Source organism: Ruegeria sp. CG1 (assembly GCF_056537265.1).
In genome coordinates, this window is sequence record NZ_JBQFRF010000004.1 from 22834 (window position 1) to 38897 (window position 16064).

The 16064-nt window shown below is 56.8% G+C and carries 19 protein-coding genes and 1 tRNA gene; 12 read left to right on the forward strand and 8 right to left on the reverse strand.

The genetic code is table 11. The features are described from left to right. Positions 1 to 22 precede the first annotated feature (22 nt). Positions 23 to 466: a hypothetical protein gene (locus ACR0AU_RS12385; RefSeq protein WP_480795754.1), complete on the forward strand. Its 444-nt coding sequence runs from the start codon at positions 23 to 25 to the stop codon at positions 464 to 466. 611 nt (positions 467 to 1077) lie between these two features. Here ACR0AU_RS12385 and ACR0AU_RS12390 read toward each other — a convergent pair. Next, a tRNA-Ala gene (locus tag ACR0AU_RS12390) sits at positions 1078 to 1153 on the reverse strand. A 137-nt stretch (positions 1154 to 1290) separates the two neighbouring features. After that, entirely contained in the window at positions 1291 to 1614 is a 324-nt protein-coding gene (locus tag ACR0AU_RS12395) for a TIGR02300 family protein (protein ID WP_170402007.1), read from the reverse strand. Positions 1615 to 1714: 100 nt separating this feature from the next. Here ACR0AU_RS12395 and ACR0AU_RS12400 point away from each other — a divergent pair, with 100 nt between their 5' ends. From ACR0AU_RS12400 to ACR0AU_RS12410, 3 genes are all read left to right on the forward strand, one after another. Further along, the gene (locus ACR0AU_RS12400) at positions 1715 to 2407 is read left to right on the forward strand and encodes a M48 family metallopeptidase (protein ID WP_480439232.1); all 693 of its coding nucleotides are present in this window, start codon (positions 1715 to 1717) and stop codon (positions 2405 to 2407) included. Between the two features lie 30 nt (positions 2408 to 2437). After that, positions 2438 to 3085, forward strand: coding sequence for a GntR family transcriptional regulator (locus tag ACR0AU_RS12405; protein WP_170395556.1), 648 nt, complete (start codon positions 2438 to 2440; stop codon positions 3083 to 3085). A 111-nt stretch (positions 3086 to 3196) separates the two neighbouring features. Further along, complete coding sequence (locus ACR0AU_RS12410) at positions 3197 to 4327, forward strand: lytic murein transglycosylase (protein WP_480795755.1); 1131 nt, start codon at positions 3197 to 3199, stop codon at positions 4325 to 4327. Positions 4328 to 4331: 4 nt separating this feature from the next. Here ACR0AU_RS12410 and ACR0AU_RS12415 read toward each other — a convergent pair whose 3' ends face one another. Continuing rightward, the gene (locus ACR0AU_RS12415; RefSeq protein ID WP_170395560.1) at positions 4332 to 5294 is read right to left on the reverse strand and encodes an acetyl-CoA carboxylase carboxyltransferase subunit alpha; all 963 of its coding nucleotides are present in this window, start codon (positions 5292 to 5294) and stop codon (positions 4332 to 4334) included. A gap of 121 nt (positions 5295 to 5415) precedes the next feature. Between ACR0AU_RS12415 and ACR0AU_RS12420 the strand changes: the two genes are divergently transcribed. Continuing rightward, positions 5416 to 6249, forward strand: a complete 834-nt coding sequence (locus ACR0AU_RS12420) for an AraC family transcriptional regulator (protein WP_480795846.1) — start codon at positions 5416 to 5418, stop codon at positions 6247 to 6249. A 1-nt stretch (position 6250) separates the two neighbouring features. On the opposite strand, the gene ACR0AU_RS12425 is transcribed toward ACR0AU_RS12420, so the two are convergent. After that, positions 6251 to 6847, reverse strand: coding sequence for a LysE family translocator (locus ACR0AU_RS12425; RefSeq protein WP_170395564.1), 597 nt, complete (start codon positions 6845 to 6847; stop codon positions 6251 to 6253). A 72-nt stretch (positions 6848 to 6919) separates the two neighbouring features. Between ACR0AU_RS12425 and ACR0AU_RS12430 the strand changes: the two genes are divergently transcribed. Both ACR0AU_RS12430 and ACR0AU_RS12435 read left to right on the forward strand, forming a co-directional pair. Continuing rightward, entirely contained in the window at positions 6920 to 7372 is a 453-nt protein-coding gene (locus ACR0AU_RS12430) for an Lrp/AsnC family transcriptional regulator (protein ID WP_170733525.1), read from the forward strand. Between the two features lie 118 nt (positions 7373 to 7490). Further along, positions 7491 to 8069 (forward strand): PA14 domain-containing protein, encoded by a 579-nt coding sequence (locus tag ACR0AU_RS12435; RefSeq protein WP_170395568.1) that lies wholly within the window; start codon positions 7491 to 7493, stop codon positions 8067 to 8069. A gap of 39 nt (positions 8070 to 8108) precedes the next feature. Here ACR0AU_RS12435 and ACR0AU_RS12440 read toward each other — a convergent pair whose 3' ends face one another. Beyond that, positions 8109 to 9071 (reverse strand): L-malyl-CoA/beta-methylmalyl-CoA lyase, encoded by a 963-nt coding sequence (locus tag ACR0AU_RS12440; RefSeq protein WP_170395570.1) that lies wholly within the window; start codon positions 9069 to 9071, stop codon positions 8109 to 8111. Positions 9072 to 9366: 295 nt separating this feature from the next. On the opposite strand from ACR0AU_RS12440, the gene dgcN reads away from it, so the two are divergent. From dgcN to ACR0AU_RS12455, 3 genes are all read left to right on the forward strand, one after another. After that, positions 9367 to 10368, forward strand: a complete 1002-nt coding sequence (gene dgcN, locus ACR0AU_RS12445; protein WP_170612778.1) for an N-acetyltransferase DgcN — start codon at positions 9367 to 9369, stop codon at positions 10366 to 10368. A gap of 68 nt (positions 10369 to 10436) precedes the next feature. Continuing rightward, positions 10437 to 11402, forward strand: coding sequence for an N-acetyl-D-Glu racemase DgcA (gene dgcA, locus ACR0AU_RS12450; protein ID WP_480795756.1), 966 nt, complete (start codon positions 10437 to 10439; stop codon positions 11400 to 11402). A 10-nt stretch (positions 11403 to 11412) separates the two neighbouring features. Beyond that, positions 11413 to 12273 (forward strand): D-amino-acid transaminase, encoded by an 861-nt coding sequence (locus ACR0AU_RS12455; RefSeq protein ID WP_480795757.1) that lies wholly within the window; start codon positions 11413 to 11415, stop codon positions 12271 to 12273. A 45-nt stretch (positions 12274 to 12318) separates the two neighbouring features. Here ACR0AU_RS12455 and ACR0AU_RS12460 read toward each other — a convergent pair whose 3' ends face one another. The 3 genes from ACR0AU_RS12460 to ACR0AU_RS12470 form a co-directional block, all read right to left on the reverse strand. Next, positions 12319 to 12633, reverse strand: coding sequence for a DUF1244 domain-containing protein (locus ACR0AU_RS12460; protein ID WP_170395578.1), 315 nt, complete (start codon positions 12631 to 12633; stop codon positions 12319 to 12321). Positions 12634 to 12747: 114 nt separating this feature from the next. Next, positions 12748 to 12987: a DUF6868 family protein gene (locus ACR0AU_RS12465; protein WP_170733528.1), complete on the reverse strand. Its 240-nt coding sequence runs from the start codon at positions 12985 to 12987 to the stop codon at positions 12748 to 12750. Positions 12988 to 13074: 87 nt separating this feature from the next. After that, a complete protein-coding gene (locus tag ACR0AU_RS12470; RefSeq protein WP_170733529.1) occupies positions 13075 to 13812 on the reverse strand; it encodes an N-formylglutamate amidohydrolase in 738 nt (245 codons plus the stop codon). A gap of 118 nt (positions 13813 to 13930) precedes the next feature. Here ACR0AU_RS12470 and pyk point away from each other — a divergent pair, with 118 nt between their 5' ends. Together pyk and ACR0AU_RS12480 are read left to right on the forward strand one after the other, a co-directional pair. Continuing rightward, positions 13931 to 15376, forward strand: coding sequence for a pyruvate kinase (gene pyk, locus ACR0AU_RS12475; RefSeq protein ID WP_170395584.1), 1446 nt, complete (start codon positions 13931 to 13933; stop codon positions 15374 to 15376). 243 nt (positions 15377 to 15619) lie between these two features. Beyond that, a complete protein-coding gene (locus tag ACR0AU_RS12480; protein WP_170395586.1) occupies positions 15620 to 16057 on the forward strand; it encodes a universal stress protein in 438 nt (145 codons plus the stop codon). The last annotated feature ends 7 nt before the right edge of the window (positions 16058 to 16064 follow it).

Consider the following 16064-nt stretch of genomic DNA (forward strand, 5'->3'; position numbering starts at 1 on the left):
TTTCCGGTCTGAGGATGAGGAAATGAGATATGAAAAAGGAAATCAAATGTCTCATATCCGCACGGCGCGCATCGCACGAAACAAACAAGCACGCGCTCGCAAATTCCTGAACTATTGCGGTGAACTGCCGTGTGAATTCCCTGCTAAGACAAAAGTCCCGGCGAATTATTCGTGGTGTTCACCGGACCTTAATCGTCGGAGTGACCTCGACGCCGAACAAGAAGATTTAGAGAAAAACAAGAAATTCGCCGTCCACTGGCTTTTGGCAACAATATCTTCCACAGTTACAACGTTTTACGGCGCGCCAATCTTGGCAACGGCCATTGAGGAGTTCATAAATTGCGTTGACTTCACCGTGACCGAAGGGATGAGGTCTGGAACAAGTGCATCTGGCAACGGGGGCGTAGTCATTTTGTCACTTTCAGGGGTGCCCAGAAGTAGATCCGCTAGGCTTGCCAACAGCTAGTTCCTTTCCGCCACCGGCAGACATCGCCGTACTCAGCACAGTTCTATTTCTGGCGATCTTTACGAAGAACGATTGTATTTACCAAAAATCGACCCACTACGGGGAAGCTTACAAAGACCCCATTTCAACTCAGCGACTGAAGCGGTATCCTGTGTAAGTCGAAATGCATACAAGCACGACTGCTGCGAACGCTGGATCAATGAGTTCTAAGCTCATTTCGCCCAGCATCATTGCCTCTAGGGGCCGAGTTCATCCCTAAATGCGTTTGCCTCCTTTGGTACTTCCGTGAAGTGCTCATGCACCTTTGTGCGCAGTTCGCCGTGGTTTATGCCTTATGTTTCTATATGCTTTGTTTTTATGTCGCCGCGCACCGCAAGACGCCGTGCCAGAGTACCAGCCTCTTTAGGGCATCGTTTACGCAAAAACATCCGAAGGGTTCTTCGTTTGGTGTTTGGTCTATTGTGGGGTTTTGGTCTTGTGTCGGGCAATGGCCAACGAAAGTAGTAGATGCCATGTCTGGACAGTGAGAGATACTCATGCAGCTTCATTTTGTGTCACACCTGTGTGTCACACCGCTCTTATGCTTGCTATCTAGTTGTATTGTTAGGTTTTGGTGGAGCCTAGGGGAGTCGAACCCCTGACCTCTTGCATGCCATGCAAGCGCTCTCCCAACTGAGCTAAGGCCCCATAAAGGTACCGTCGTAACGGTGGACGGACGTTTATGAGACGCCGTCGATGAGTGCAAGTCCTAAAATCGGAATCGGCAAAAAATTCAGACCGACTTCGCGGACCGGGTCGAGGCGGCGGGGCCGCCTCGGGATCCATCAGTTTTCGTCTTCTGACGACATGTCTTTGATATCGTCGAGTGAAACGTTATCGCCATCGTCATCGTCGTCCAGCAGATCATCGTCCAGTTCGACATCGACGTTGTCGTCATCATCCAGAACGATGTCTTCGTCCGACGACGCTTCGCGCGCCTTGACCGATGCGGCATCTTCAGCATCCGCGGCGATCATCCGGCTTTTTCCGGTGTCCAGCTCCACGACCTCGCCCGTATAGGGGCTGACGATCGGGTCCTTGTTCAGGTCGTAAAACCGTTTGCCGGTTGTCGGGCAGACACGCTTTACGCCCCATTCTTCCTTGGGCATATCAAATCCCCTTGATATCAGGTGAATCTCATCAATGATTCAGGTCACCTGCCACATGCGGCAGGCACTGTCAAAGCCTTTGCGCAAAGGAGGCCCACCTATGGGGCGACACGCATTGCCCGGAACGCCTCCGGTGCCACTGACACTGCGCAGATCGGCGCGCGCACGGCGGATCAGTTTGCGAATTTCCCAATTGGATGGGCGGGTTACGCTGACCTACCCGACAGGGGTGGCTGAAGCCGAAGCGCTGGATTTCGCACAGCAGAAAGAGGGCTGGATCCGCGGGCACCTGCAGGATCGACCTAGCCTTGAAGCAGTCGGCGTAGGGCAGTTCATTCCGATCGAGGGTACGGCTCGGCGAATCGTTTCTGCATCGGGTCGGAGGGTCTTGCTGAGTGGCGATGCGATCGGGGTTCCGCCCGGTGCCGAAGCACGGCGACTAGCGCGGTTTCTAAAAGAGCTTGCCCGTGATCGTCTGACCGGTGCGTGCGATGATTACGCGGCGATGCTGGGGCGGTCGTACAGTAGCCTTACTTTGCGCGATACGCGTTCGCGCTGGGGGTCGTGCAGTTCTGCGGGCGGGTTGATGTTCTCGTGGCGGTTGATCCTCGCCCCGACAGAGGTTCTCCATTATGTGGCCGCGCATGAAGTGGCGCATCTTGCCGAAATGAACCACTCACCTGCGTTCTGGGCGCAGGTCGAGCATATTTTTGGCCCTTACAAAGAACCACGCCGCTGGCTGCGAGACAACGGGGCTGAACTGCACAGATATCGCTTCGACTCCGTCGCTTGACCTCAGCGCGATTTGTGATCACATAAACTCATGTTAACCTCACGCCCCGCCGAGTCTCATACGGCAACCCATGATCGCGTTTATCGCGCCCTCAGATCCCGCATCATGCATGGAGAGATTGCCCCGGGGCAGGCGTTGACGCTGCGCGGGATTGGCAAGGAATTCGGTGTGTCGATGACTCCGGCGCGCGAGGCGGTGCGGCGTCTGGCGGCAGAAGGTGCTTTGTTCCTGTCCACCTCCGGTCGGGTATCAACGCCGGAACTCACGCGCGATCGGATCGAAGAGCTGGCGGCGCTGCGCGCGCTGCTTGAGGTTGAACTGGCCAGCCGGGCCCTACCGCGCGCGCATATGGCGCTGATTGACCGGTTGCAAAGCATCAACATGGCAGTGGCCGAGATGGTCACGAAACGCGATGCGGTGGGATATATCCGTGCAAATCTGGAATTTCACCGCACGCTGTATCTACGCGCACAGGCCCCCGCGATGCTTGCCATGGCCGAAACTGTCTGGCTGCAGCTGGGTCCCACGATGCGTGCCCTATACGGTCGGTTGCGGAGGACCGAGCCACCGCACTACCATCGCCTGATCATCGCAGCACTCAAGGCAGGGGATGAGCCTGGGTTGCGACTAGCAGTGCGCTCGGATGTGACCCAGGGCTTGCGCCTGCTTGTGACTTGAGCGGCATGTTGCCCATCTTCCAATTCAGTTGATTTCGGATGTCGCTTTGCTGGCTTGAGCGACCGGGCTGCGCTATTCTAAGCGCAAATCACAACAAGAGCAGATTTAACCATGATTAATCGAAGAGTGTTTTCCTTAGGGCTTGGGCCAACCTTGTTGGCGGCCTGCTCCACAGGCACGGCACCCAACAGTGCCCCGGCTTCGCGGATGCGTGCGGTTCCGAACGCAGGATGGGATGCCTGGGTGGCCAGTTTCAAAAATCGGGCAGCGTCGCAGGGCATTTCACAGACGACCCTTAACCGAGCGTTTCAAGGCGCCGGATATCTACCCGACGTGATCGAACGCGATCGCAATCAGGTCGAATTCAAACGCTCGCTTGAGGATTATCTGGCGATTGCTGCCTCGGATGAACGGATCAGCACTGGCAAGCAAATGCTTGTGCGGCATGCAGGAACCCTGTCGCAGATCGAAGCCCAATACGGTGTCGACAAGGAGGTCGTCGTTGCTGTTTGGGGCCTGGAAAGCCGTTATGGTGCACGGCGGGGCGATGTGCCGGTGATCTCGGCAACGTCGACTCTGGCCTATGACGGGCGGCGCGGAGCGTTTTTTGAGAAGCAACTGGTGGCAGCGCTGAAGATCATTCAAGAGGGCGATACGACCCCGGCTAACATGACCGGCAGCTGGGCCGGAGCGATGGGCCACACACAGTTCATTCCGACGTCCTACCTTGCTTATGCAGTCGATTTCACCGGCGACGGGCGGCGCGATATCTGGTCCGATGACCCAGCAGATTCACTTGCGTCAACGGCTGCTTATCTGGCACGTGCCGGTTGGGTGCGAGGGCAGCCTTGGGGCGGTGAGGTCGGCACGGTTTCGGGCACGCCGGCGGCAGTGCTGCAACCGCAGACGCCTGGCCCACGTATTGCTGTGTTCCGCAATTTTCAGGTGATCAAGCGCTACAACAATTCGGACAGCTACGCGATCGGCGTAGGTCATCTTTCTGATCGCATTGCTGGCGGCGCGCCGCTCCAAGCGTCATTCGGGCCGGATGCGACCGGTTTGACGCTGGAGGATCGTAAAGAACTGCAGCGCCGCCTGACATCCGCGGGCTATGACACACAAGGCGCAGATGGTGTTATCGGCAAGAATACTGAGGCGGCAATTAGCGCCTACCAGCGCGCCAACGGGTTGTCCGTGACTGGCCAGCCTTCGGTGGCTCTGTTGCAGCGGTTGGGTGGCTGACGGGTTAAGCCGCCAGCCCTTTCGAACCGATATCCAGGAACTTCTGACGGCGGTCCTTGATCAGGGCTGCCGCGTCTTTCCCATCAAGCTCTTCCAGCATCGAGGCAATTGCAGACCGCACGGCTTCGACCGCCGCCGGGCGGTTGCGATGTGCACCGCCCTTGGGCTCGGTGATGATGTGGTCACAAACGCCCAGCTTGTGCAGATCCTGAGCGGTAAGGCGCAACGCTTCGGCGGCCTCGCGCATTTTTTCGGCATCTTTCCAAAGAATCGACGCGCAGCCTTCGGGCGAAATCACCGAGTAGACCGAATGCTCCAACATCGCTACGCGGTTCGCAGTCGCAAAGGCGACCGCGCCACCAGAACCACCTTCGCCGATGATTACGGACACCAAAGGAACGCCAATCTTTAGGCACATCTCGGTTGAGCGCGCGATCGCCTCGGACTGGCCACGTTCTTCCGCCCCCTTGCCGGGATAGGCCCCAGCTGTATCGATCAAGGTGATTACCGGCAGGCCAAAGCGGCCTGCCATTTCCATCAGGCGTACGGCCTTGCGATAGCCCTCGGGGCGGGCCATGCCGAAATTGCGTTCAATCCGCGATTTGGTATCGCTGCCTTTTTCGTGGCCAATCACCATGACGGGTTGATCGTTGAACCGCGCCAGACCGCCAATTACCGCCAGATCGTCGGCAAAGTTCCGGTCACCTGCCAGTGGGGTGAATTCGGTAAACAGCGCATCCACGTAGTCGTTGCAGTGTGGACGTTCAGGATGCCGTGCAACCTGACATTTCCGCCATGGTGTCAGATCGGCATACAGCTCATCCAGAAGCTTGGCGGCCTTGGCATCCAGCGCGGCGGCCTCTTCCGTCACATCCATTTCTTCATTGGCACGGGCCAGCGCGCGCAGCTCTTCAGCTTTGCCTTCGATCTCGGCCAGCGGTTTTTCGAAATCCAGATACTGGGTCATGACGCCTCTCAACGCGGAAGTTCCCTGCTATATGACCAAAGGTGGTCCGGGATGCAACTCAGCAAGATTTGTGGTCGCGGAATATGCGACCACGGACGGGCAAAGAGAAGGAAGGATACCGATGGCCGCCAGCTACGAAGATCGCGTGTTGCGCGTGTTGGCCTACATCCATGATCACCCCGCCGGGGAACTGTCGCTGGATGCTTTGGCCGAGGTCGCAGCCATGTCGCGGTTTCACTGGCATCGCGTGTTTCGCGCCATTACTGGCGAGACCTGCGCGCAGGCCACCCGTCGGATACGCCTGCACCGTGCCGCCTGCTGGCTGGTGCAAACAGACAGACCGGTTACGCGGATCGCGACCGACATTGGCTATCCGAACCAAAAATCCTTTGAGCGGGCCTTTTCCGAGGCCTACGGCAGCAGCCCCACCGCGTTTCGACGTGCGGGGCAAATACTGCCGGCCCATCCAATGTTCAAAACCGGAGGATATCCGATGCATCCCGTAACAACCCGAACCGAACCGTCCCGCCGAGTCATAGCGCTGCCACATAAAGGGGCGTATGCCGAGATTGGCCGCAGCTTTGAGGCCTTTGGTGCCCTGTGCGAATCCCGCAAACTGTGGCCGCAAGTCGGCCCGATGATCGGGCTGTATCTCGACAGTCCGGACGATGTGCCCGAGGATGAATTGCGCAGTTTTGCAGGTGCTGAATTCTGCGGTGATGATACGCCCGAGGGGATGGAAGACCTTGAAATTCCGGGTGGCAAAACAGCGGTGCTGACCTTCAAGGGACCTTATTCCGGCCTTCACGGCGCGTATCAGGCATTATTTGGCAATTGGTTGCCCGAGTCTGGCGAAGAACCTGCGGACCATCCGTGTTATGAGATCTATCTCAACGATCCACGAGAAACGGCCCCCGAGGATCTGTTGACCGAAATTTGCCTGCCGCTCAGGTAACCTAATTCGGCCACAGCACCGGATAGAGCGAGGCCACAAGCAGGGCCGCCATCGTCCAGTTGAATGCCAGCAATCGGTGCGGGTTCGTCAGGATTCGCGCCATTTGCTGTCCAAGAACCGTCCAGGTGCTGACCGAGGGCAGGTTGATGGCTCCGAACACCAGCGCGACCAGCAGAATCGCGTTGATCGTTTGGTCGGGCGCATAGGCGGCTGTCGCGGTCAACGCCATCGCCCAGGCTTTTGGGTTCACCCATTGGAACGCTGCAGCCTGCAGGAACGTCATCGGGGTGCCTGCAGCATCGGCACCTTTGGCGGGCGCTGCGTGGGCGATTTTCCAGGCCAGATACAGCAGATACAGAACCGACAGTACTTTTAACACGGTATGACTGATCGGATACCGGTCAAAGATCTGAACCAGACCCGCCCCCACCAGAAGCACCATAAAGGTAAAGCCCAAACCAATGCCCAGCATATGCGGGATTGTCCGGCGAAAGCCGAAATTCGCACCCGATGCCATCAGCATAAGGTTGTTAGGGCCTGGAGTGATTGACGAGACAAAAGCAAACGCGATCAGGGCCATCAGGATATCGTAGGTCATGGCTGCATTTTCTCGCTGAACCCGGCAAATGAAATTGCGTATTCGTGCGTTCTAAGGCTAATGTCGCAATAAATGGCGAAGATTGATCAGATCAACCAACAAATATTGCACGAGCTTTCGCGCGATGGCCGCGTCAGCAACCTCGATCTTGCCGAGCGGGTGGGCCTGTCCCCATCCGCTTGCTTGCGCCGGGTGCAGGAGCTTGAGCGGGCAGGGGTCATTTCCGGTTACCGAGCGGTGCTGAACCCGGCGGCGCTGGGGGTGGGTTTCGTTGCCTATATCGGCGTTGGTTTGGGCGAGCACACAAAAGCGGCGCAGGAAGGGTTCGAAAGGGCCTTGCAACAAGCGCCCGAAGTGGTGGAATGTCACAATATCACGGGCACGATCGAATACCTGCTACGGGTCGAATGTGCCGATCTGCCTTCCTACAAAACCTTCCACACCGAGGTGCTGGGTACACTGCCGCATGTGACCTCGATCACCTCATATGTTGTGATGGGATCGCCCAAGGATATGCGTGCGTGACCATTAAAAAGTGATTTTTAACCATCTTGCGAGGTCAAAGTTCAGCGCCTAGTGTCATCTCAACAGGATCGTCGGCAGGGATTAACCCCGAAGCAGGCGCAAATTCAGGGAGTAGACCATGACATTTTTCCGCACCGGAGCGCTGGTGGCTGCCTTGGCAATGTTTGCCGGCGCTGCGACAGCAGCACCTTTGAAGTTACAGCCAGCTAGCCCTCAGCCCAGCCCAAAAGCCGGTTTGAACGTAAAATACAGTTGGGAAGGTAACCCGCCCCGCAAAATCCAGAACCTCTCGAAGGTCAATCATCTGCTGAAAAAGGCAAAGCCGGGTCAGCCCCTCAGAGGTTTGGACTACAGAGACACGAACGAAGGTGATCCTGTCCTGACCTACAATCAGGCGTTCAATGTTGCCGCGGAAATCAGCGGATATATCCGGTTTGATTCACCCGGAGTTTACGAGCTTGAGACCTGGTCGAACGATGGGATTGACGCCTGGGTCGGCGGTCAGCAGATCGGCTATGTCAACGGCCGTCAGGGCTGCGAAGCCAACCAACGCACCGAGGTCGAGGTGCCGCAGGCGGGTTGGTATCCAATCAAAATCAAGTATTTTCAGAAATACGGCACATCCTGCCTGATGATGAAATCAGGAAAGAAGGGTGAGCGTTTCACATGGACACCAAACAATGTATTTGGACGCTGATCAGTTCGATTAGGGCGCTCAGTTGAGCGCCCTTTATTCTTAGCTACCCGCCGCGATCAATTCCGCCTGTGCCACAATAACCTCGGCCTGTTTGATCGAAGCAATATCGACCAAACGCCCTTTGTAGACCGTCGCGCCTTCGCCATTGGCTTTTGCCTGTTCCATGGCGGCTAGAATCTCGCGCGCTTCGGACACTGCTTCATCCGACGGTGTGAAGACCTGATTGGCCAATGCGATTTGCTTGGGGTGGATGGCCCATTTGCCGACCATCCCCAGCGTGGCAGACCGTTTGGCCTGCGCGATATAGCCCTCATCGTCTGAGAAATCGCCAAACGGGCCGTCGACAGGCAGCACGCCATGAGTCCTGCAGGCGGCGACAATTGCGGCCTGCGCCCAGTGCCACGGATCGGACCAGTGCTTCTCACCCTCGCGCAGCATATAGTAGTTTTCCTGCGTACCCCCGATGCCGGTTGTCTGCATGCCCATTGAGGCTGCAAAATCTGCGGCGCCAAGGCTCATGGCCTGCAGGCGCGGGGATGAGGCTGCGATTTCTTCGACATGCGCCAGTCCGGCGGCGGATTCGATGATCACTTCGAATGAAATTGGCTTGGTTCGGCCCTTGGCACGCTCGATTGCGGTAACCAGAGCGTCCACGGCGTAGACATCGGCCGCGCAGCCTACCTTGGGGATCATGATCTGATCCAGACGGTCGCCTGCCTGTTCCAGCACATCAACCACGTCACGGTACCAATAGGGTGTATCCAGCCCATTGATCCGAACCGACATGTATTTATTGCCCCAATCGACTGTGTTCAGCGCCTCGATTACGTTAGCGCGAGCGGTATCCTTGTCGGAAGGAGCCACCGAATCTTCTAGATCCAGATTAATGACGTCTGCAGCTGATGCAGCCATCTTGGGAAATAGCTTGGTGTTCGAGCCCGGGCCAAACAGTTGGCAGCGATTGGGCCGGGCCGGAGCGGCAGGTTGGATGCGGAAGCTCATTTGGACCTCATGCGAGTAAGGAAATTGCGTTTAGGGTTGGTCATGGGATATTAAATTGCGCAATGCTGCGCAAGCTTGATTGTGCATATGCGGCAATGCGTATGCAGCAAGATTGAAGATACTGGCAAAATGGGGTGCTTAAAGTTTGATCAGTTTAAAAACTTCGAACAATCTTGTGTAAGAATGACCAAATGCGCAAAAACTTCCCGCTGTGGGCTGGCAGGCAAGAAGAATTTGAGAAACCCTCGTCAAAACGGTTCTCTAGCTTAAGCCAGAATCAAAGGAGTGCACCGCAATGATCGAGACACCGTACCTGTTGTTTTTGGGCGATGCGCCCGACTTGTTGGCGGCCAAAGTGGCCATTGGTATCCGGGACTGGCGTCCTGAGAATGCCGTGGGTCAAATAAGGCTGGATGGTTGCAAGACTGATTTGGGTCTTACCGAAATGACACTTGCCGAAGGTAAAGCTGCTGGTGCCAAGACTCTTGTCATTGGTGTTGCCAACCGGGGTGGTGTCATCAGTGAGGCCTGGAAAGAGGTTCTTATCGCAGCGTTGGAAATGGGTTATGATCTGGCGTCGGGCCTGCACAACCTGCTGCGCGACGAAGGCGATCTGGTTGCTGCGGCGCAGACTCACGGCTGCACATTGCACGACGTCCGTGTGCCGACCGTAGGATATCCCATCGCAAACGGCCGCAAGCGTACCGGTAAGCGGTGCCTGGCCGTTGGAACCGACTGCTCTGCCGGCAAGATGTACACCGCGATGTCTATGGACGCTGAAATGCGCAAACGCGGCATGAAATCCACCTTCCGGGCCACCGGTCAGACCGGAATTCTGGTCACGGGTCAGGGCGTCCCGCTGGATGCGGTTATCGCCGATTTCATGGCGGGATCCGTTGAGTATTTGACACCAGACAATGATCCGGATCACTGGGATCACATCGAAGGGCAGGGCTCTTTGTTCCATGTGTCCTATTCTGGCGTCACCATGGCGCTGATTCATGGCGGTCAGCCCGACGCGCTGATCCTGTGCCACGAGCCGACCCGGACCCATATGCGAGGATTGCCTGAGTATTCGCTGCCGACGCTGGAGCAGTTGCGCGACACAGCGCTGCCGCTGGCGCGTGTTGCTAACCCGGAATGCCAGGTTGCGGGCGTGTCGATCAACACCCAGCATCTGAGCGAAGACGACGCACACGCATACATCGCCAAGGTTGAGACCGAGATGGGTATCCCAGCAACCGATCCTTACCGGTTTGGTGCCGGTAAACTGGTGGATGCGCTGGCCGTGCTGTGATCTAAGCAGGTTGCCGATCGCCCCTTGCTGTCGGCAACAGACACCACTTTCGATGAAAGGTTGAACGCGTGCAGATTGACGTTTCCCGCGATGTATTTCAGCTGGCGCAGGTATTCACTATCTCGCGCGGCTCACGGACCGAGGCAAAGGTCCTGACGGTTCGGATCTCGGATGGTGTGCATCATGGTTGGGGCGAATGCGTGCCCTATGCGCGCTATGACGAAACGCTGGATTCAGTCGAGGCCGAGATTGCCGGCCTGCCCGACGTATTCTCTCGTTATTCCCTGATGGATCTGCTGCCTGCCGGCGCGGCTCGGAATGCAGTGGATTGCGCGCTTTGGGACCTTGAGGCGAAACGCTCCGGCAAACGGGCGTGGGAGCTGGCGGAACTTGCCGCACCGGGGCCTGAAGTTACGGCCTATACTCTTTCCCTGGACACACCCGAGGCAATGCAGGCACAGGCGGCAGAAAATGCGTTCCGACCCTTGTTGAAGATCAAACTTGGTACACCAGACGACATGCCCCGGCTTGAGGCCGTGCGGGCTGGTGCGCCGGAGTCCAAAATCATTATCGACGCCAATGAGGGTTGGTCTGCTGAAGTGTACGCCGATCTTGCGCCGCATCTTGTGCGACTGGGCGTTGCTCTGGTTGAACAACCTCTGCCAGCCGGTGAGGATGATGCACTGATCGGCATGGATCGTCCGGTGCCGGTATGTGCCGACGAATCCTGTCACGATCGGGCCAGCTTGCCTAAGTTAAAGGGCAAATATGATGTGGTGAACATCAAACTCGACAAGACCGGCGGTCTGACCGAGGCGCTGGAGCTGCGCAAGGCCGCGCTGGCCGAGGGCTATGGCATCATGGTCGGATGCATGGTTGGAAGTTCGCTGGCCATGGCACCTGCAACGCTGGTCGCGCAGGGTGCGATGGTGACGGACCTTGACGGACCGCTTTTGTTGGCAGAAGACCGCGACACACCCCTGATTTTTGATGACGCCGGAGTGCATCCGCCCAAAGCGGCACTTTGGGGCTGAGGAGAAGAACATGACCCGCACCGTTTATGTGAATGGCGAATACCTGCCTGAAACCGAGGCAAGCGTCTCGATCTTTGATCGAGGTTTCCTGTTTGCAGACGCCGTCTATGAAGTAACCAGTGTGCTGGATGGTAAGCTGGTCGACTTCGAAGGCCACGCGGTGCGGCTGAAACGCTCGCTGGACGAGTTACAGATGGCTGAACCCTGCAGCAAAGAAGAACTTCTGGAAATCCATCGCAAACTGGTCGAGCTGAACGACATCGAAGAAGGTCTGATCTATCTACAGGTTTCGCGCGGCAGTGACGGCGACCGGGATTTTGTGTTTCCGTCAGCGGATACCAAGCCTACGCTGGTTTTGTTCACGCAGAATAAGCCAGGTCTGGCCGACAGCCCCGCGTCGAAGAAAGGGGCCAAGGTCATTTCGATCGATGACATCCGTTGGGGCCGCCGCGATATCAAAACCGTGCAACTGCTGTATCCGTCCATGGGCAAGATGATGGCGAAAGCGGCTGGCTGTGACGATGCCTGGCTGGTTGAAGATGGCTATGTCACCGAAGGCACCAGCAACAACGCCTATTTCGTCAAGAACGGCCAGATCGTCACCCGCCCGCTGTCCAACGACATTCTGCACGGCATCACCCGCAAGGCGGTTCTGCGCATGGCCGCCGAGGCGCAGATGGAGATTGAGGAGCGCCTGTTCACCATCGATGAGGCGAAAGAGGCGGATGAGGCCTTCACCACTTCGGCCAGCGCTTTTGTCATGCCGGTGGTTGAGATTGACGGCGTGGCACTGGGTGATGGCACGCCGGGCCCGATTGCCAAACGCCTTCGCGAGATCTATCTGGACGAAAGCCGAAAGGCCGCAATCTAAAGCAAAGGCCCGCCAAAACGGCGGGCATTTTTCGTTTTCGGGGCGTCAGCCTTTTTTCGTGACGTTCTCTTCAAACGCGACCTTGAAGGCGGCTTGTTTCTCGGCGTTCGCTTCGGTCTGGTAGTTGGCCTTCCACTCATCCATGGTCATGCCATAGAAAATCTCGCGCGCTTCGTTTTTGTCCATGTCGATGCCCTTGGCATTGGCGGCTTCCTGATACCAGCGCGAAAGGCAATTGCGGCAGAACCCGGTCAGATTCATCATATCGATGTTCTGTACGTCGGTGCGATCCTGCATCAGATGCTGCTGCAAACGGCGAAACGCTGCGGCCTGAAGTTCGATTTCGGTTTGCTTGTCCATTGTCGGGCTCCGAATGATTGTCTTGCGTTCTGGACCTGACCTAGCAATCCGTGGGCCATGTTACAACGAACAGTAGAGGCCCTAAGGCCCCTTGGAACGTCAGGTTTGGATGCTTTATGCCAGTTTGAGGGCCAACCACGGCACAAGGCAAAAAATGATTGTCAGGATTTTGTAGTTCGCAAGATATCTGAAATAGACCCTCTTTACGTCGGCCCGCTCCATTTGGAACATTCTGCCATGCACGCCTGCAATCCAGTCCTGCATGATAAGGATCATAAGTGTGCTGAACAACAAAACAGCGATGTTAAGGGCGGTCATCCAGCCGAAGACAGTAGTCAGGAATTCCTGAGTCATGGTCGTCTCCTTTCCCTTAATATATGGGTGTCAGTATATTGGCTCACAATATTTCGAGGATCGGAAGCGGCATGAAGTGACCTTACGTCATAGTCCGCTATCGTTCAGTGCATCCTGCAGAATAACGGCCAATCGTTCGGCCCAGCTGCGTTGCCCGTCATGATCCGCAATCAGATCATTACGCAGTTCGATCAGTGCATTAGGACGGCCGAAACTGCTGCAATGCTTGTCGATCGCATCGCCGGGTAGCACACCTGTATAGGGTTCATTTACCCCAACGCACAGATCATCCTCGGCGTTCAACCGGTTGATCAGCGGGCGCGAGAACCGCTCATCCGGTGTGTGCAAGACGCCGATGTGCCACGGCCGAGGATCGCGGCCACGGAGCTGGCGCGTAAAGGAATGCATCGAGATGATGACCGCATGCGGCAGGGCTGCAAGCTGCGCCAGCGCATCGTGATAGGGCCGGTAACACATATTTAGACGACGCTCACGCTCGGTCGCATCTGCGTGGCGGTTACCAGGAATGATCGAACCGTCATAGAGCTTCATCAGCAGCGTTGGATCGTCCTCGCCCCGGTTGGGGTCAATCACGAGGCGCGAGAAGTTGGCTGCGATTACCGGGGCGTTCAGAACCTCACCCAGATGTTTTGAAACCTCGTAGGCGCCGACGTCATATGCGATATGGCGTTCCATATCCTCGCGTGGCAGACCCAGGTCTCCGCCGCTGATTTCGGGCGGCACCATGTTGGTTGCATGGTCACAGGTAATCAGCCAACGCGACGAGCGATCCGCGCCGTGAACAAAAAACGGAGAGTATGTCATGAGCCTGTCATCTTGTTTGTCGCAGGTGTAGGACAGTTGCGTTGGAAAGGGAATTGCGCAATAAGCAGCCTGAGCAATGTTTGCGGTAACATTTACGCGTTTGAGGAGAGTCTGATCAATGCGACGCCTGAGAAATGTGAAAATCGTGGCGACGCTGGGACCGGCGTCCAATGACTATGACACCATCCGAGCGCTGCATGAGGCTGGGGCCGATGTATTCCGGCTGAACATGAGCCATGGCAGCCACGATGAGATTCGCGAGAGGCACCGTATAATCCGGCAGATCGAAAAGGATCTGGAAAGCCCGATCGCGATTCTGGCCGATCTGCAGGGGCCAAAGCTGCGCGTTGGCGTGTTTGCAAATGATGCGGAAGAACTGGAGGAGGGCGCCGCATTCCGTCTGGATCTTGATCCGGCAGCCGGGGATATCACCCGGGTCTGCCTGCCACATCCCGAAATTTTTGCCGCATTGGAGCCAGGTGCGCGCCTGCTGGTCAATGACGGAAAGATTCGTCTGATCGTGCAGGATTGCGGACAGGATTTTGCACATTGTACCGTTGAAGTCGGCGGCACGATCTCGAACCGCAAGGGTGTGAACGTGCCTGACGTGGTGCTGCCATTGGCAGCGCTGTCGGCAAAGGATCGCGACGATCTGGAATTTGTCTGTCAACTGGGTGTGGACTGGTTGGCGCTGAGCTTCGTTCAGCGTGCCAAGGATGTGTTCGAGGCGCGCGCACTGGCGGATGGCCGAGCATCGATCTTGTCCAAGATCGAAAAACCTGCTGCGGTCGAAGCTTTTGACGATATCCTTGACGCCTCAGACGGGATCATGGTTGCGCGGGGTGATCTGGGCGTCGAACTGCCTGTTTCGGCAGTCCCCCCGATCCAGAAACGTCTGGTGCGTAAATGCCGTACAGCCGCGAAGCCCGTGATTGTCGCAACCCAGATGCTGGAAAGCATGATCGAAAGCCCGATGCCCACAAGGGCCGAGGTTTCGGACGTGGCCACCGCCATCTATGAAGGCACCGACGCAATCATGCTCAGTGCGGAATCGGCTGCGGGTTCTTATCCCATCGAGGCGGTTCAGACGATGAACAAAGTTGCCATCGAAGTTGAAGCCGACCCGACTTATACACAGATTATTGCCGCGTCGCGTACCGCCAAGGGTACGACCATCGCGGACGGGATCGTGGCTGCGGCACGCGAGATTGCCGAAAAGACTGACATTAAAGCCATCTGCTGCTTCACTCAAAGCGGGACCACCGCCTTGCTCACCGCCCGTGAGCGTCCCGGTGTGCCTATCATCGCGATGACCCCCGCCACCGGCACCGCCCGCAGGCTTTGCCTGAGCTGGGGTTGTCATTGCGTCTTAACCCCTGAACAAGAGCGGTTCAAAGGTGCGGTCGTCAGCGCCGCTCGCGCCGCCCGTTCGGGTGGTTTCGCCGCTGAGACTGATCAGATTGTGGTCACCGCCGGCGTCCCTTTCAATGTTCCTGGCACCACCAACATCTTACGTATCGCCCCTTGTGATGAACGGCTGATCTACAACACTGATCCGGGCTAAGCCCGGATCACCACTACTAATTTCAGTTTGATACCAAGCGTATGCCTAATATTTGGGCATATAATAATATTTATTTACAGTGTCTTAGAAGTTTGAGGGTTGTATCCAGCAATAATCTCTCTGTTTTTGCGTGTTTTTTCGGGATACTTGCCCTTAGGGCGGTCTACTCAAGCAAGTTCCAGGTTCCGGCTGCCCTGCCGGGGGCGAGGGCCCCGGCCAAAGCAACAATAACGGAGGAACGGCATGACAACGAAAATTGTCATAGGACTGGACGGGACAGAAACCGGAGAACGCGCGATCGCCTTTGCCAAAGACTTGGCCGGGCGTATCGGTTCATGCGAGCTTCTGGCGGTTTACGTCATCGAATGGTCTCCTTTCACATTCCAGACACCAGAAGAGAACGCCCTACGCCACAAACGGCGCGAAGAAGAGGTTGCGTTAGCTACGTCACGGATCATCGAGCCAGCGGTTGAAGCGTTGAAGGCTGCAGGATTCGAGGCGCGCGGCATCGTCCGTCACGGAGATGTGGCGGAAACGCTGAATGCAATCACGGTTGAAAACGGTGGCTCCCAGATCGTTGTGGGTCGGGCCTCGGCAGATGGGTTCAAAAAACGCCTGTTTGGCAGTTCGACCCAGAACCTTGTCATGCACGCCGATGTTCCGGTTACGGTCGTGAACTGAGGGGAGA

What these genes read in the sequence shown, in the direction of transcription:
- ACR0AU_RS12385 (WP_480795754.1), top strand. Translation starts at nt 23, where the DNA reads ATGAGATATGAAAAAGGAAATCAAATGTCTCATATCCGCACGGCGCGC.
- ACR0AU_RS12395 (WP_170402007.1), bottom strand. Translation starts at nt 1,614, where the DNA reads ATGCCCAAGGAAGAATGGGGCGTAAAGCGTGTCTGCCCGACAACCGGC.
- ACR0AU_RS12400 (WP_480439232.1), top strand. Translation starts at nt 1,715, where the DNA reads ATGGGGCGACACGCATTGCCCGGAACGCCTCCGGTGCCACTGACACTG.
- ACR0AU_RS12405 (WP_170395556.1), top strand. Translation starts at nt 2,438, where the DNA reads ATGTTAACCTCACGCCCCGCCGAGTCTCATACGGCAACCCATGATCGC.
- ACR0AU_RS12410 (WP_480795755.1), top strand. Translation starts at nt 3,197, where the DNA reads ATGATTAATCGAAGAGTGTTTTCCTTAGGGCTTGGGCCAACCTTGTTG.
- ACR0AU_RS12415 (WP_170395560.1), bottom strand. Translation starts at nt 5,294, where the DNA reads ATGACCCAGTATCTGGATTTCGAAAAACCGCTGGCCGAGATCGAAGGC.
- ACR0AU_RS12420 (WP_480795846.1), top strand. Translation starts at nt 5,416, where the DNA reads ATGGCCGCCAGCTACGAAGATCGCGTGTTGCGCGTGTTGGCCTACATC.
- ACR0AU_RS12425 (WP_170395564.1), bottom strand. Translation starts at nt 6,847, where the DNA reads ATGACCTACGATATCCTGATGGCCCTGATCGCGTTTGCTTTTGTCTCG.
- ACR0AU_RS12430 (WP_170733525.1), top strand. Translation starts at nt 6,920, where the DNA reads ATGGCGAAGATTGATCAGATCAACCAACAAATATTGCACGAGCTTTCG.
- ACR0AU_RS12435 (WP_170395568.1), top strand. Translation starts at nt 7,491, where the DNA reads ATGACATTTTTCCGCACCGGAGCGCTGGTGGCTGCCTTGGCAATGTTT.
- ACR0AU_RS12440 (WP_170395570.1), bottom strand. Translation starts at nt 9,071, where the DNA reads ATGAGCTTCCGCATCCAACCTGCCGCTCCGGCCCGGCCCAATCGCTGC.
- dgcN (WP_170612778.1), top strand. Translation starts at nt 9,367, where the DNA reads ATGATCGAGACACCGTACCTGTTGTTTTTGGGCGATGCGCCCGACTTG.
- ACR0AU_RS12455 (WP_480795757.1), top strand. Translation starts at nt 11,413, where the DNA reads ATGACCCGCACCGTTTATGTGAATGGCGAATACCTGCCTGAAACCGAG.
- ACR0AU_RS12460 (WP_170395578.1), bottom strand. Translation starts at nt 12,633, where the DNA reads ATGGACAAGCAAACCGAAATCGAACTTCAGGCCGCAGCGTTTCGCCGT.
- ACR0AU_RS12465 (WP_170733528.1), bottom strand. Translation starts at nt 12,987, where the DNA reads ATGACTCAGGAATTCCTGACTACTGTCTTCGGCTGGATGACCGCCCTT.
- ACR0AU_RS12470 (WP_170733529.1), bottom strand. Translation starts at nt 13,812, where the DNA reads ATGACATACTCTCCGTTTTTTGTTCACGGCGCGGATCGCTCGTCGCGT.
- pyk (WP_170395584.1), top strand. Translation starts at nt 13,931, where the DNA reads ATGCGACGCCTGAGAAATGTGAAAATCGTGGCGACGCTGGGACCGGCG.
- ACR0AU_RS12480 (WP_170395586.1), top strand. Translation starts at nt 15,620, where the DNA reads ATGACAACGAAAATTGTCATAGGACTGGACGGGACAGAAACCGGAGAA.